Raw genomic sequence first — 13,334 nt, 5'->3', positions numbered from 1 at the left:
CTGTAAATGTATCCTGTGTGGTGATCCCATCCGGCCAGCCAGATATGAAAAAGGGGCCTTGTTGCCCCTTGTTCTGCTTGCTCATGCTGTTTGCGTTGTCAGCCGCAGCACTTCTTGAATTTCTTGCCGCTGCCACAGGGGCAAGGATCGTTGCGCCCGACCCTTGGTTGCGCCGGATCCTGCTCGCCATCGGTATAGACCCAGCGCTCCTGGTAGCGCACGAAGCGGGATCGCTCGTGCAGGCAGTGGCGCTCATCTCCTTCCAAGAACCAGGCCTTGAACTCCACCATCCCGGTTTCATCATCCGGGCCGCCCTGGCTTGCGAGGATCTCGAGGCCATCCCAGCGGGTGTCGGTTTGGGAGAGCTCGGTCGCGGTCAGTCCATTCAGATAATCAGGGTGCCAGCTATGGACCAGATATTCCCCCAGACCCAGCACAAAGGCGCTGTAGCGCGAGCGCATCAGCTGCTCCGGGGTGTCGGCGGGGGCGCCATGGTGGAGCGCACCGCAGCAGACATCGAGAGAGAGGGTTGAACCGCAAGGACAATTGTTCATGAAAAAGGGGCTCCGGGGCCGGTAACACATCAATGGGGGCATTTTGCCAAAACCGGCGCCCGCCAACCACTTCCAATGGGGCCTGTCTACACTCTCAAGGTGGGAACACATCACTACAACAATATGTCGCAAGGATGATAAAGATGACGCTGAAACAGAAAATACTGCTGTTAGGGGCCGTGCCCGTTCTGTTGATGGCCCTGGTGGTCAACCTGAGCAATTACCTGCTGTCAAAAAGCGATCTGGAGAGCAGCCTGGTGGTTGCCAGAGAACGGGCGATGAATGAGCGCAAGGCCCTGCTCGACAGCTACATCATGCTGGCGAAAACCGCCATCGCCGATGTCTACGCCCAGCCCGATACCCCGGAGAATCGCGAGAAGGTAAAGTCCATACTGCGCCCGCTGCGCTATAACAGCGACGGCTACTTCTTCGTCTACGACTTTCAGGGCTCGGTGATACTCTTGCCCCCCCGTCCCGAGATGGAGGGCAAGAATCGCTGGCAGGACAAGGATGCCAAGGGCAAGCTGCTGATCCAGGAGATCGTCAAGGCGGCCCGTGAGGGAGATGGCTTCTCAGAATACTGGACCGCCAAGCCCTCCATCGGACGGGATGCGCCCAAGCTCTCCTACAATGTGGTGCTCGACAAATACCAGTGGATCATCGGTACCGGTTTTTATATCGACGACATCGACACCGAGCTGGCGGCGCTGCGCACCCAGCGCGAAGAGAGCATGCACGAGTCGGTGCGAAACAGCGTCTTGCTGATCCTGCTGGTGCTGGGGGTGACCCTGGCGGTGACCGTGGTGATCGGCAACCGGGTCTCCCGGCCGCTGGTGGATGCGGTCTCGGCCCTCAACGACATCGCCGACGGGGAGGGGGATCTGACCCAGCGCCTCAAGGTGCAGAGTCAGGATGAAATCGGCCAGCTGGCCACCGCCTTCAACCGCTTCGTGACCAGGATCCAGTCGGTGGTGAGCCAGGTCGGGGAGACCAGCAACCATCTCTTCGTCGCCGTCGACAAGCTGCACCATCTGAGCGAGCAGGTGGATCACCAGATGCAGGGCCACAGCCGGGAGACGGATCAGGTAGTCACCGCCGTGACCGAGATGAGCTCGACCGCCCAGGAGGTGGCGTCCAGTGCTTCCAATGCCGCCAATGCCACCAGCGATGCGGCGCGTGAATCCGATGCTGCCCGTGGTGTGGTGGGGGGGGCCATCAACAGCATCAACCGGCTGGTCGACGAGGTGCACACCGCCTCTGATGTCATCGAACAGCTGGCTCAGGAGACCGCCAAGATTGGCACTGTGGTGGAAGTGATCCGCGGCATTGCCGAGCAGACCAACTTGCTGGCCCTCAACGCGGCCATTGAGGCGGCCCGGGCGGGAGAGCAGGGGCGCGGCTTTGCGGTGGTGGCGGACGAGGTGCGCTCGCTTGCTGGCCGCACCCAGCAGAGCACCAAGGAGATCAACGAGATGTTGCAGCGGCTGCAAAGCGGCGTCAAACAGGCGGTGGAGGTGATGCAGGCGAGCGAGGACCGCAGCCAGGAGACAGTGCAGGAGGCGAGCCATATCGCGAGTTCTCTGGACAGCATGGTGTCGGCGGTCAGCACCATCAACGACATGAATATCCAGATTGCCGCGGCGGCCGAGGAGCAGCATGCGGTTTCCGAGGAGATCAACAAGAACCTGGTGGCCATCCAGCACATCGTCGGTGAGTTGGCCAACGGGGCGGAGGAGTCGAACAACACGACTCGCGAGCTGGCCGATACCGGGGACAAATTGCGCAAACTGGTCTCCCAGTTCCGTTACTGACTCTCTCTGGCCCCAAACCGGCGCCAGTTCAGGGCGGCCTGCTCCCGTGCAGGCCGCAGTTTATTTGGGAATTGGCCAATAATGTGTGAAAATCAGGGCCTTTGTTTCCGTGCTTGACCCATATCCTATGAATGAGATCGTGAAAGGCAGTATCGACTTGATCCGGCAGCTCAACTACGGCTTGGTGTATGCCAGTCTGGAAGAGCACAAGGAGCTGTCGCGCACCGATCTCTCCCGCCTGACCGGTCTCTCTCCTGCCAGCATCACCAAGATCACCCGCGAGCTGCTTGACGGCGGTCTGGTGGTACCCTGTGGCGAGAGCTCGGTGGGGCGGGGTCGACGCCAGACCCTGCTGCGCATCAACGAGCGCCGCTTCCAGTTTCTCTCCATGCGTCTCGGGCGTGGCTACGTGGACATGGCGTTGTTCGACTTCACCGGCCGCTCCCTGGCCCGCCAGCGCCACCTCTTCAGCGAGGAGGAGCGCGGCGATCTGCTGGGTAGTCTGGTGCATGCCATCAAGGCGTTTCTGCCCAAAAAGGCCCTGAGCCTGGCCTGCATTGCTCTCTGTCTGCCGGGGCAGGTGGAACGCCACTCCGGCATGGTCAAGCACTTCCCTTACTACGATCTGCACCACTGGCCGCTGGGGCCCACCCTGCAGGCGGCGTTCGGGGTGACCGTGCTGGTCAGCGGCGACGTGCGCACCTGGATCCAGGCCGAGCGGGAGTGGGGGGCGGCCAAGAACTGTTCCGATGCGGTGCTGGTGTTCGTTCACAACGACATCGGTGTCGGCATGGTGGTCAACGGCCAGCTTATCGAGAGCGAGAATGCGCTGCTCGGGGATCTCAGCCATCTTCAGCTCGAACCCTATGGCCAGCGCTGCTACTGCGGCGGCTTTGGCTGTGCCTGCACCCTGGTGACCAACCAGGCGCTGGAGGCGCAGTACCGGGACCTGCGCGAGCGGATGCAGGAGTACGATCTGCCCGAGAGTGTCAACATTCGCGAGCTGTGCGAGCTGGCGCTGGCGGGTAACAGCCTCTGCCAGGACATACTGCACAAGGCGGCGGGCCGCCTCTCCCGGGTGCTCTCCAACCTCATCTGCCTGCTCAATCCGGGCAAGCTGCTGCTGGGCGGGGAGATCACCCGCGCCGATCGTCTGCTGTTCCCCATGCTACACCAGTCGCTGGCCAGCCAGCTCCCCACCGACTATCTGGTACGCCTGCAGATCGAATCCACCCACTTCTACGAAGATCCCACCAAGCCCACTTCGGTGCAGGTGCACAAGGCGCTGCGCGACGGCAGCCTCTTGCTGGAGCTGTTGCGCGGCTGAAAAGCAGACAGAACGGCAGGGAGTGCTGTTCTGAGACCGCACAACTGGGTACAATCCTGCGCTTTGCGGGGGGCCTGCGCGGCCCTCTGTATGTGACTCCATTCAGTGAAGCAAGATGACCTCTGTTCCCGATCATGCCGTCAATCGCCTGCGGGCCTGGCGCAAGAGTATCTCTACCCGACCGTTTCTCGCCCGTGGCGGCACCTTGCCCCGCTGTCCTGCCTGCCAGCTGCGCCATGACTGGTGTGCCTGCGCCTGGCGCCCCGAGCTCAAAGCCGAGGCCGGCTTCTGTCTACTGATGTACGACAGCGAGCCGATGAAGCCCTCCAACACGGGGCGTTTGATTGCCGATGTGCTGCCGGATTCCACCTGGGCCTTTCTTTGGTCCCGCACCCAGCCTCATCCCGAGCTGCTGGCCCTGCTGGCGGATCCTGCCTGGCAGCCCTATGTGGTGTTCCCCGATTGCGAGAAAGATCCGGCGCGGGTGACCGGAGAGGTGGTTTTGGCACCGGGCAAAAAGCCGCTCTTCATCCTGCTCGACGGCACCTGGCCCGAGGCGCGCAAGATGTTCAACAAGAGCCCCTATCTGGACGGCTTCCCCGTGCTTGCCATCAGGCCGGATGCGCTCTCCACCTATGGCATGCGGGTGGCCAATTGCGACGAGCACCTCTGCACCGCCGAGGTGGCGGCCTGCGTGCTGGAGGTGGCGGGCCAGCCCGCGGTGGGTCAGGCGCTGCAGCTCTGGTTCAACCTGTTCAGCAGTCGTTACATGGCGGGGCGGGTGAGTCGCGCTCCCGGCGAGGATGAAGCCCCCCTGCTGCAGGCCCTGTCGGCCATAAGGGAGAGGATGCAGGAGCCATAAGGCCACCGCAGCCAGCCATGGGGCGGGGAATATATTGATGAAAATCAGGAATGGGTTGTCTGACACTGTTTCGTTAGATTCATGGACTCACCCTCGCTAGGATAGCGTCCTGTACCCAGTCTCTGGTTGGTCGCCACGCCAAACGCCCCTGGTCCGGCGCCGTGGCGCTCGCTCATCATCTCACGAGGTCTAAGGATGGAATTGGAACTGTTAACCCTGGTCGCCCTGTTTGGCGTGGCCCTTGTCGCCGGCTTTATCGATGCCATTGCCGGAGGCGGCGGTCTGCTGACGGTACCCGCCCTGCTGGCCACCGGCATGCCGCCAGCCCTGGTGCTTGGCACCAACAAGCTGCAGAGCAGTTTCGGTTCCTTCTCCGCCACCTGGTTCTACGCCCGTCGGGGGTTGCTGGAATGGTCCATGATCTGGCCTGCGGTGATCTGCACCTTCATCGGGGCGGCGGCGGGCACATTGGCGGTGCAGACCATAGATGCCGCTGTGTTGGAGCGGCTGCTGCCCTTCCTGCTGATGGCGTTTGCCTGCTACTTCCTCTTCTCCCCCAGAGTGAGTGATGCGGAGAGTACCCGCAGGCTCACTCCCATGGTGTTTGCCCTGCTGGTGGGGGGCGGGGTCGGTTTCTATGACGGCTTCTTCGGGCCCGGCACCGGGTCATTCTTTGCCATCGGCTTCGTGGCGCTGGCCGGTTTTGGCATGGCGCGGGCCACGGCGCACACCAAGTTGCTTAACTTCACCTCCAACATCGCCTCTCTGCTGTTCTTTGCCCTGGGGGGCAAGGTGGTGTGGAGCGTCGGCTTTGCCATGGCCCTTGGTCAGTTCATCGGCGCCCGTTTCGGCTCCAAGATGGTGCTACAAAAAGGGGTGAAGCTGATCAAGCCCCTGCTGGTTACCGTTTCCCTGTTGATGTCCGCCAAACTGGTCTGGAGCCAGTATCCCGAGCTGTTCGCCTGGGTTTATTGAATGACTCCTGACAGGGGCTGAAAGTGGACGCGCAGCGCGCTCACCAGCTGGGCGATCCGCGCCCGCTTCAGGCTGTTTGGCCGGTAGATAAGGTGCAGGGGGCGTCCCAGCCCCGGCAGGGGACGTGCCTTGTGACCCTGTTCGCCCACCAGGGTCAGCAGGCCCGCCGGCAGCAGCACCGGCCCTATGCCCGCCTTGGCCAGTTCGATCAGCGCCAGATAGGAGTCGAGCTCCATGACAGGTGCCAGCCCGAGTTCAGCCAGCGGTTCGCGCAGATAGCTGTTGGAGGGATTCTCCAGATCCATGGTCAGGATCTTGCGCATGTCTCTCGGTTCTCCTTTCCCCTGATCCGGCGTTGATGCCGCTTGCTGATCGTCACCCACCAGATAGAAGGGCTCCTCCAGCAGCAGCTCGGCCCCCAGCCCGTGGCCGGGAGGCAGCCGGCCGGCGCAGATGCCAAGCAGGGCATCGCCGCTGCGCACCCGCGCCAGGATCACCGGGGTGTGGTGGGTGGAGAGGGCGAGATGGGGATCGCGGCGCAGGTAGTCGTGCATGAAGCGGGTCAGGTAGCCCGCCAGCAGGGTCTCGGAGCAGGCGATGGGCAGCGGGGTTTGATCCGTCAGGGGCTGGTTGTCCGCCAGCACCCCCTTGATCTCCGCCAGACTCGGCGCCACCCGGGCGAGCAGCTCCAGCGCCTGCGGGGTGAGGCGAGTCTGGCGCCCGTCCGGCTCGATGAGCTTCTTGCCAAGGCGTTGCTCGAGCTGGGCGATCCGCTTGCTCACCGCCGACTGGCTGATGTAGAGCCGGCTGGCCGCCTTGGCCATGGTGCCCTCGCTCGCCAGCAGACAGAGCGTCTCCAGCCCTTCCAGTAACATATCGCCTCCCGTCATCTCCGTTGGAAGGCGTTACCTTAGGGGCTGGCGGGGTCGGGATCAAGCACCCTTCACCGCCCTGACCGGGCGCAGGCGCCACTCCCGCAGGGGCGGGGCGAAGATCACCAGATTGCCGATGAGGCTCACCACCACGCCCACCACAGAGACCGTCTGCCAGACGAAGCCCTCGTAGAAGGTTGAGAGGGTGAGGGCCACCAGAGGAAACAGCACGGTGGCGTAGGCCGCCTTGCTGGCGCCAATTCTGCCCACCAGGGTGAGATAAGCAGTGAAGGCGATGACTGAGCCAAACAGGGCGAGATAGACCATGGCGGCCAGATAGTGGCCATCGGTCGGGATCACCAGCGACTGGCCGAGCAGGGTGACCCAGCCCAGCAGCAGTACCACCCCGTACACCATGCCCCAGGGCACCAGCTGCAGCACGTGATAGCCCTGGCGCTGGCCCCGGGCCGACACCAGGTTGCCCAGCGAAAAGCAGAGGGTACCGCCGCAGGCCAGCAGGAACCCCTTCCAACCGTTTGCACCCAGTTGCGCATCCGCCAGCACGGGCCAGAACAACAGCAAGGTGCCAAGCAGACCCAGCAGCGACCCCTGCAGCCAGCGCAGCCCCGGCCGCTTGCCTTCGAACAACCAGAGATTGATCCCGTTGAAGATGCTGGCGCTGGCGAAGATCACTGCCGACAGGCCGCTCGGGATGTAGAGAGTAGCGTGGTAGAAGCAGAGAAAGTTGGTGGAGAACAGCAGAGCGCCGAGCAGGGCGGCGTAGCGCTGGCCGTGCCAGGGCAGGCGCGGAAAGCGGCCGCTGGCGGTCAGCAGGGCAAACAGGGCCAGCGCCGCCAGCATGAAGCGATAGAGCACCGACACCTCGATGGGGATGGGGCCGAGCTGCCAGGCGATGGCGATCCAGGTGCTGCCCCAGATAAGGACGGTGGCAAGGTAGAGCATCAGATTCATGGGGGATCCCGCTGTCAGAAGAAGTGAAGATCAGCATGACGGCCGCTCGAGGGGGCTGGCTTGCATCATCTTGCGGTTTTTCATCGCCCCTGGCTGTCATCCCGGGGCGCTGTCGGTAAGATGGATGGCATGCGCACCGGCGCTGTGGGCTAACGAGGGTAACGGGAAGAGATGAAGAGGGCAGGGGTATTCGATGCATTGGTGAGCACTGGCGCCCGGCTGGAGGATGCCTGCTGGCTGGAGCCTGGCCTTGGCGTCGCCAGCTGGCGCAACTGCTACGATCAGACCCGCTACCACAAACCGGGGCACCACACGGTGAGCGTCTATCTGCAGGGGGGTGAGCAGACCGAGCGGCTCGACGGGCCGGGCGGCCACGGTGGCACCGGCAAGGTGTGCATCATGCCGGATCACCACAGATCCGAGTGGTTGGTGCGCGAGGAGTTTCGCTTCTTCCACCTCTACTTCACCCCGGCCCACCTCACCCGTATTGCCGAAGAGGTGTGTGACAAGGAGGGCCGCCATCTGCAGCTGGTGGACAAGACCTTCATCGACGATCCCCTGGCGGCGACCCTGGTCCAGACCCAGCTGATGAAGCTGGAGTGGCAGCATGGCATCGACAAGATGGCGCTCTCCCACGGCGCCTGGATGCTGATGCTGCACGCCTACCGTCACCATACCCTAGAGGCGCCGGGCCTGCCGCCCCTGCGCGGGGGGTTGGCCCCGGCGGTGATCCGGCGGGTGCAGGAGTATCTGCTGGCCCATCTGGCCGAGCCGGTGACCCTGGCTGAGCTGGCGCAAGAGGCGGGGCTCAGCGAATACCATTTTGCCCGCATGTTTGCCCAGAGCCTGGGTTGTCCTCCCCATCGCTATCTGCTGGAGCTTAGGCTCAAGCGGGCCAAGCAGCTGCTGGCAGGGAACGAGCCCCTGGCCAGCATCGCCATCCAGTGCGGTTTCTCCTCCCAGGGCCACTTTGGCAACCGTTTTCGGGAGGCCTTTGGCCTCTCCGCCGGTCAGTGGCGGGCCCAGTTGTCATCTCCCTGTCACAGACATGCGTGAGACTCGGGGCCAGGAGAGGGGCGTTCCCTCTTCATGTTGACAGGAGTCGCCATGAATCATCGCAAACGCCAGATCCGTACCCGTCATCTGTGGTTCAATCACTGGAATGCCCCAGAGGGGCGTATTGCCGCGCCCACCCCGCCCGAACCTGCAGTGCCTCACAGTTCCCGTTGAAAATCCCGACTCGCCGATAGGTTTTTTGCGGCAACTTTGCCACTATTGCCCCATCAGGATGAAGTGGACATGGCTGCATGTTTCTGGAACGTATTGAAGTCAAAGGGTTTCGTGGCATAAATCGGCTCTCGCTCGGGCTGGATCACACCACGGTACTGATCGGAGAAAACACCTGGGGCAAATCGAGTCTGCTGCGGGCACTCTGGTGCCTGCTGGGGCAGGATGCCGAGCCCTACCAATTCACCGCCGAGGATTTTCACCAGCCGGAAGACCCCGAGCTCGAACCGGCTCGCCATCTGCAACTGGTGCTCACCTTCAGTGAGCACAGACCCCAGATGTGTCTGCATTCGCGCCGCCTGGCACGCTTGTGCCCCGCCTGGGTGCTGCACAAGGACAAGTTCAACCGCATCCACTATCGTGCCAGCGCCGAGCTGCTGGATGACGGCGCCGTGGTGACCACCCACGATTTTCTCGATGGCATCGGCAAGAGCTTGCCCATCGACAACAGCCGGGAGCTTATCTGCCTGCTTATCACCATGAACCCGGTATTTCGTCTGCGGGATGCCCGCAGCGCCCGCCACGGGGTGGAGACGCTGCAGTGGGGGGATCTGTCGGATAACCGCCTGAGTCATCTGGCCGACAAGTTGATCGACGAGCCCCAGCGCATTGGCGAGCCCGAGCTCAAAGAGGCGCTGCAGGCGGTGCGCCAGTTGATGGATCACTACTTCAACGCCCTGGCCCCCATCAAGAAGAACAAGCCGCGCAGTCAGCGGGACATCATCAATCGCCCCATGACCCTGCGCAACCCGGGCAACTTGCACACCCTGCTGCGCCACGCCGATAACCGGGCGTTGCAGCTCGCCATGGCGGGCATGGCGGCCACCCTGCTGCAGGCGCGTGGCAACCGCGAGCTGGAGGAGGGCGCGCGCCCCATCATGATCCTGGAAGACCCCGAGAGTCGCCTGCACCCCACCATGCTGGCGCTGGCCTGGGGCCTGCTGGAACAGCTGCCGGGCCAGAAACTGCTCACCACCAACTCGGGGGATCTGCTCTCCTCCCTGCCGCTCAACCAGGTGCGACGGCTGGTGCGCCGGCAGCAGGACATCGTCTGCCACCAGATTGGCGGCGAGCGCTACAGTAGCGATGATCTGCGCAAGATTGCCTTCCACGTGCGGATCAACCGCCCCATGTCGCTGTTTGCCCGTTGCTGGCTGCTGGTGGAGGGGGAGACCGAGATCTGGCTGCTCTCGGAGCTGGCCCAGATCTGCGGCTACAGCCTGCGGGCGGAAGGAGTGCGGATCATCGAGTTTGCCCAGTGCGGCCAGTCACCGCTCATCAAGGTGGCCCGCGACTTTGGCATTGAGTGGCATCTGCTCACCGACGGCGACGAGGCGGGGGTCAAGTATGCCACCTCGGCCCGCTCGCTGCTCAAGGGGGAGCGGGAGCGGGATCGCCTGACCCAGCTGCCGGCGGCGGATATAGAGCACTACCTCTATCACAACGGCTTTGAGGGGGTGTTTCGCCGCGAAGCCGGGGTGGGCGGGCGTACCATGCTGAGTGCCAGCCACATCATCAGCAAGGCGATCCACAAGCGCAGCAAGCCGGGCATGGCGCTGGCGGTGGTGGAGGAGGCAGAGCGGCTCGGTGCCGATCACATACCGCCAGTGCTGCGCCAGATGTTTTCCCGGGTGGTGGCGCTGGCTCGCGGCCAGGGCTAAGGCCGTACACCTCCCAAGTCGGTTGCCGCAGATCCGGAACATGCACAGAGATTGGGGATAGGGGCGGGTTTGGGTATACTCGCCCCCTCTCTGGCGCCGTGAGGGCGCCCGTTGCAACTCTCTGCTGGAGGCGTCATGTTCGTCCAACTCCCTTTTTGGCTCTTTCCCCTGACCGGCCTGATGGCGCTGGGGGCGCTGATCGCCCTCGGCATCGTGCTGTGGCGCGGTGATATCTGTCCGGGCCAGCGCTCCAGGATCAGCCAGCAACTCTTCTCCATCTGGGTGATCACCGGCCTCTCCCTGATGCTGGCCGTCGAGGCCAATGCCGCCAGCTGGCTCATCTGGTGTGGCGGCGCGAGCCTGGTGCTGGGGATCTGCCTGTCGCTGGCCCAGTCACGGCTGGAGGGCAAGCGCTCCGTGCCGTCCACCCTGCTCTGGCTGCCGGCGCTGCCGCTGGCCCTCTATGGCGTGGGGCTGCTGCAGATCCAGGGCTGGATCAGCGGCCTGATGCAGATGTGCATGCTGGGGGCGGCCTTTGCCCACCTGATGCTGCTGCGGGCCCGCCATCGTCTGCAGGCGTTCAACACCCTGCTGCCGCTGGCGGGGCTGGCGGGAGCCCTCATTAGCCTGATCTGGCTGGCGGTGCTGGTGGGCTGGCAGGGCAGTGCCGCCAACCTGGATGATCTCATCCCGGCGGTGGTGACCCAGGCGGTGTTGCTGGTGGCCTCCCTGCTGCTCTGGTTCAGCCCTATCTACCAGCGCAAGGAGACGGCTCCCGTGGTGGTCTCGACCTCACTGTGCGGGCTTATCATCGCCCAGATCGCCGCCACCAGCGTGCTGCATCAACTGGTCTGACGCGACCGCTGATCTGGCGTGACAAGGACCAAAAAAGCCCCCCGAGCCTGGCTCGGGGGGCTTTGTCGTTTCTGGATATTTACGGCATCTAGTAAAAGTCATCGGCCCCGCAGATAAAGAGGCAACTGCTGCGGGGCTGAGCCAAGTACTCCCGGGTCAGTCCCTGCAGCGGCATGCCGAAGGTGCAGATGTCCTGGGGCGAGGGCAGGGCGGTATCCAGGATCCGGCGCCAGTAGCCACCGACCCCCTTGGGGGGGCTTGGCAGGTTGAAGGTGAGCGGCTCCCAGTAGGCGTTGAACAGTACATAGAGGGCCAGCCGGGTTTCGCTTGAGAGGGCCGACATGGCGATGGCGTGGGAGTGGGAGCCGAAATCCGGCTGCATGGCGTTGACCCCGTGCCAGCAGATCTCGCTGTGGCGCAGGATCTCGGTGAGCGAGAGCGGCATGCTCTCCTGCTCCGGGCGCTGGAACAGGTGTTTGCGATACTGGATCAGCTCCTTCATGAAGCGGAACATCTCCTGACCGCTGGTGGTGGGTTGCCAGGGCATCCAGCAGGTGTCGTTGTCCTGGCAGTAGCCGTTGTTGTTGCCCTGCTGGCTGCGCAGCACCTCGTCCCCCATCAGGATCATGGGGGAGCCGACCGAGAGCAGGGTCGCCACCATCATGTTCTTGGCCTGGCGCACGCGCAGGGTATTTATCTGGGGATCGTCCGTGGCCCCTTCGTGGCCGTGGTTCCAGCTGAAGTTATGGTCACAACCGTCGCGGTTCTGCTCGCCATTGGCCTCGTTGTGCTTGCCGTTGTAGCTGGTCCAGTCCCACAGGGTGAAGCCGTCGTGGCAGGTGACGAAGTTGATGCTCTTCTCGGGATCCGCATGGTGGTAGTGGTAGATGTCCGGGCTGCCGCACAGCCGCTCGACAAAGGCAGTGACGCTGTTCTCGTCACCGCGCAGAAAGCTGCGTACATCGTCCCGAAACTGGCCGTTCCACTCACGCCAGCGGGCGCCTGCCAGAGAGCCTACCTGATAGAGGCCCCCCGCATCCCAGGCCTCGGCGATGAGTTTGATGTCGGCGATGTTGGGATCCGTGTCTATGGTGCGCAGGGTAGGGGCGTTGGCCTGGGGCTGGCCAGATTCGTCCCGGGACAAAATGGCCGCCAGATCGAAGCGAAAGCCATCGACGTGCATCTCCTGGCGCCAGAAGTGGAGGCTGTCCATGATCATCCGGAGCACCACCGGGTGGGCGCCGTTGAAGGTGTTGCCGCAGCCGGAGTAGTTGGTGTCCCTGTGCTGGTTGTCGAGGATGTAGTAGACCTCGTTGTCGATGCCGCGAAACGAGAAGGTCGGGCCATCCTCGCCCCCCTCGGCGGTGTGGTTGTAGACCACATCCAGGATCACCTCGATATTGGCCCTGTGCAGCGCCTTGACCATGTCGCGAAACTCGGTGAGGGGATCATCGCCGCAGGCGTACTGGGCGTGGGGGGCAAAAAACGACATGGGGCTGTAGCCCCAGTAGTTGGAAAGCCCCTCGGGGGCATCCTGGGGATCGAACTGGAACACTGGCAGCAGCTCGACGGCGGTGACGCCGAGAGATTGCAGATAGGGGATCTTCTCAATCAAGCCCAGATAGGTGCCGCGCAGGGCAGGATCGACACCGGATTGCGGCGATCTGGTGAATCCTCCCAGGTGCAACTCGTAGATGACCGAACGGGAGAGAGAGTGGGCCGGCAGCTTGTCATCTTCCCAGTCGTAGTCGCGGGTATCCACCACCCGGTTCTTGGCGCAGCAGGCCAGATTGCTGCCGGGGCGGGCGGCGGCCCGGCGATCATAATGGGGGCCCAGCTCTATGCTGCGGCCGTAAGGGTCCAGCAACACTTTTTCGCTGTCAAAGCGGGTGCCGCAGTAGGGACGCCAGGGCCCCTGGATGCGGTAGGCGTAACGCTGGCCGATCGCAATGCCCTCTATATGGATGTGCCAGTAGTAGGCGGTGCGGTTGAGTCGGGGTGAGAGGGGGATCACCTCCGGAGTGCTGTCTTCGGGGCTGGCAAAGAGCAGCAGTTCAACCCGGCTGGCCAGCCGGGCCCAGATGGCGAAATTGACGCCGTGCTGATCAGGGGTGGCCCCCAATTGACGGCAATGGCCGGCGGAAATACGCATAAGATA

12 protein-coding genes are annotated in these 13,334 nt (G+C 63.4%); 8 read left to right on the top strand and 4 right to left on the bottom strand.

All coding sequences use genetic code 11. The features are described 5' to 3' along the window. Positions 1 to 98: 98 nt before the first annotated feature. Positions 99 to 554, bottom strand: coding sequence for a YchJ family protein (locus I6L37_RS16840; protein ID WP_216992445.1), 456 nt, complete (start codon positions 552 to 554; stop codon positions 99 to 101). A gap of 143 nt (positions 555 to 697) precedes the next feature. Between I6L37_RS16840 and I6L37_RS16835 the strand changes: the two genes are divergently transcribed. The 4 genes from I6L37_RS16835 to I6L37_RS16820 all read left to right on the top strand — a co-directional run bounded on the left by I6L37_RS16835 (position 698) and on the right by I6L37_RS16820 (position 5,529). Next, the gene (locus tag I6L37_RS16835) at positions 698 to 2,365 is read left to right on the top strand and encodes a methyl-accepting chemotaxis protein (protein WP_042028852.1); all 1,668 of its coding nucleotides are present in this window, start codon (positions 698 to 700) and stop codon (positions 2,363 to 2,365) included. Between the two features lie 127 nt (positions 2,366 to 2,492). Further along, a complete protein-coding gene (locus I6L37_RS16830) occupies positions 2,493 to 3,692 on the top strand; it encodes an ROK family transcriptional regulator (protein WP_042071475.1) in 1,200 nt (399 codons plus the stop codon). A 115-nt stretch (positions 3,693 to 3,807) separates the two neighbouring features. Beyond that, positions 3,808 to 4,554: a tRNA-uridine aminocarboxypropyltransferase gene (locus I6L37_RS16825; protein WP_216992444.1), complete on the top strand. Its 747-nt coding sequence runs from the start codon at positions 3,808 to 3,810 to the stop codon at positions 4,552 to 4,554. Between the two features lie 195 nt (positions 4,555 to 4,749). Then, positions 4,750 to 5,529 (top strand): TSUP family transporter, encoded by a 780-nt coding sequence (locus I6L37_RS16820; protein ID WP_042028846.1) that lies wholly within the window; start codon positions 4,750 to 4,752, stop codon positions 5,527 to 5,529. Here I6L37_RS16820 and I6L37_RS16815 read toward each other — a convergent pair. Together I6L37_RS16815 and I6L37_RS16810 are read right to left on the bottom strand one after the other, a co-directional pair. Beyond that, positions 5,523 to 6,404 (bottom strand): LysR family transcriptional regulator, encoded by an 882-nt coding sequence (locus I6L37_RS16815; RefSeq protein WP_216992443.1) that lies wholly within the window; start codon positions 6,402 to 6,404, stop codon positions 5,523 to 5,525. The two genes, I6L37_RS16820 and I6L37_RS16815, sit on opposite strands and share 7 nt — an antisense overlap. A gap of 57 nt (positions 6,405 to 6,461) precedes the next feature. Continuing rightward, positions 6,462 to 7,373, bottom strand: coding sequence for a DMT family transporter (locus I6L37_RS16810; protein ID WP_216992442.1), 912 nt, complete (start codon positions 7,371 to 7,373; stop codon positions 6,462 to 6,464). Between the two features lie 171 nt (positions 7,374 to 7,544). On the opposite strand from I6L37_RS16810, the gene I6L37_RS16805 reads away from it, so the two are divergent. From I6L37_RS16805 to I6L37_RS16795, 4 genes are all read left to right on the top strand, one after another. Then, positions 7,545 to 8,429, top strand: a complete 885-nt coding sequence (locus I6L37_RS16805; protein ID WP_216992441.1) for a helix-turn-helix domain-containing protein — start codon at positions 7,545 to 7,547, stop codon at positions 8,427 to 8,429. 51 nt (positions 8,430 to 8,480) lie between these two features. Beyond that, entirely contained in the window at positions 8,481 to 8,603 is a 123-nt protein-coding gene (locus I6L37_RS22190; RefSeq protein WP_268746130.1) for a hypothetical protein, read from the top strand. A 77-nt stretch (positions 8,604 to 8,680) separates the two neighbouring features. Beyond that, positions 8,681 to 10,321, top strand: coding sequence for an ATP-dependent endonuclease (locus tag I6L37_RS16800; RefSeq protein WP_216992440.1), 1,641 nt, complete (start codon positions 8,681 to 8,683; stop codon positions 10,319 to 10,321). Positions 10,322 to 10,456: 135 nt separating this feature from the next. After that, the gene (locus I6L37_RS16795) at positions 10,457 to 11,176 is read left to right on the top strand and encodes a hypothetical protein (protein WP_216992439.1); all 720 of its coding nucleotides are present in this window, start codon (positions 10,457 to 10,459) and stop codon (positions 11,174 to 11,176) included. An 88-nt stretch (positions 11,177 to 11,264) separates the two neighbouring features. Here the strand turns inward: I6L37_RS16795 and glgX are convergent, their stop codons facing one another. Continuing rightward, complete coding sequence (glgX, locus tag I6L37_RS16790; RefSeq protein ID WP_216992438.1) at positions 11,265 to 13,328, bottom strand: glycogen debranching protein GlgX; 2,064 nt, start codon at positions 13,326 to 13,328, stop codon at positions 11,265 to 11,267. Positions 13,329 to 13,334 lie beyond the last annotated feature (6 nt).

This window comes from Aeromonas sp. FDAARGOS 1407 (assembly GCF_019048725.1).
GTDB lineage: Bacteria > Pseudomonadota > Gammaproteobacteria > Enterobacterales > Aeromonadaceae > Aeromonas > Aeromonas enteropelogenes.
Note: the sequence above shows the minus strand (reverse complement) of the source record. Positions and strands in the feature narration are given on the sequence as shown.

Excerpts from the sequence above, each read along its gene's own strand:
- I6L37_RS16840 (WP_216992445.1), bottom strand. The coding sequence starts at position 554 with ATGAACAATTGTCCTTGCGGTTCAACCCTCTCTCTCGATGTCTGCTGC.
- I6L37_RS16835 (WP_042028852.1), top strand. The coding sequence starts at position 698 with ATGACGCTGAAACAGAAAATACTGCTGTTAGGGGCCGTGCCCGTTCTG.
- I6L37_RS16830 (WP_042071475.1), top strand. The coding sequence starts at position 2,493 with ATGAATGAGATCGTGAAAGGCAGTATCGACTTGATCCGGCAGCTCAAC.
- I6L37_RS16825 (WP_216992444.1), top strand. The coding sequence starts at position 3,808 with ATGACCTCTGTTCCCGATCATGCCGTCAATCGCCTGCGGGCCTGGCGC.
- I6L37_RS16820 (WP_042028846.1), top strand. The coding sequence starts at position 4,750 with ATGGAATTGGAACTGTTAACCCTGGTCGCCCTGTTTGGCGTGGCCCTT.
- I6L37_RS16815 (WP_216992443.1), bottom strand. The coding sequence starts at position 6,404 with ATGTTACTGGAAGGGCTGGAGACGCTCTGTCTGCTGGCGAGCGAGGGC.
- I6L37_RS16810 (WP_216992442.1), bottom strand. The coding sequence starts at position 7,373 with ATGAATCTGATGCTCTACCTTGCCACCGTCCTTATCTGGGGCAGCACC.
- I6L37_RS16805 (WP_216992441.1), top strand. The coding sequence starts at position 7,545 with ATGAAGAGGGCAGGGGTATTCGATGCATTGGTGAGCACTGGCGCCCGG.
- I6L37_RS22190 (WP_268746130.1), top strand. The coding sequence starts at position 8,481 with ATGAATCATCGCAAACGCCAGATCCGTACCCGTCATCTGTGGTTCAAT.
- I6L37_RS16800 (WP_216992440.1), top strand. The coding sequence starts at position 8,681 with ATGTTTCTGGAACGTATTGAAGTCAAAGGGTTTCGTGGCATAAATCGG.
- I6L37_RS16795 (WP_216992439.1), top strand. The coding sequence starts at position 10,457 with ATGTTCGTCCAACTCCCTTTTTGGCTCTTTCCCCTGACCGGCCTGATG.
- glgX (WP_216992438.1), bottom strand. The coding sequence starts at position 13,328 with ATGCGTATTTCCGCCGGCCATTGCCGTCAATTGGGGGCCACCCCTGAT.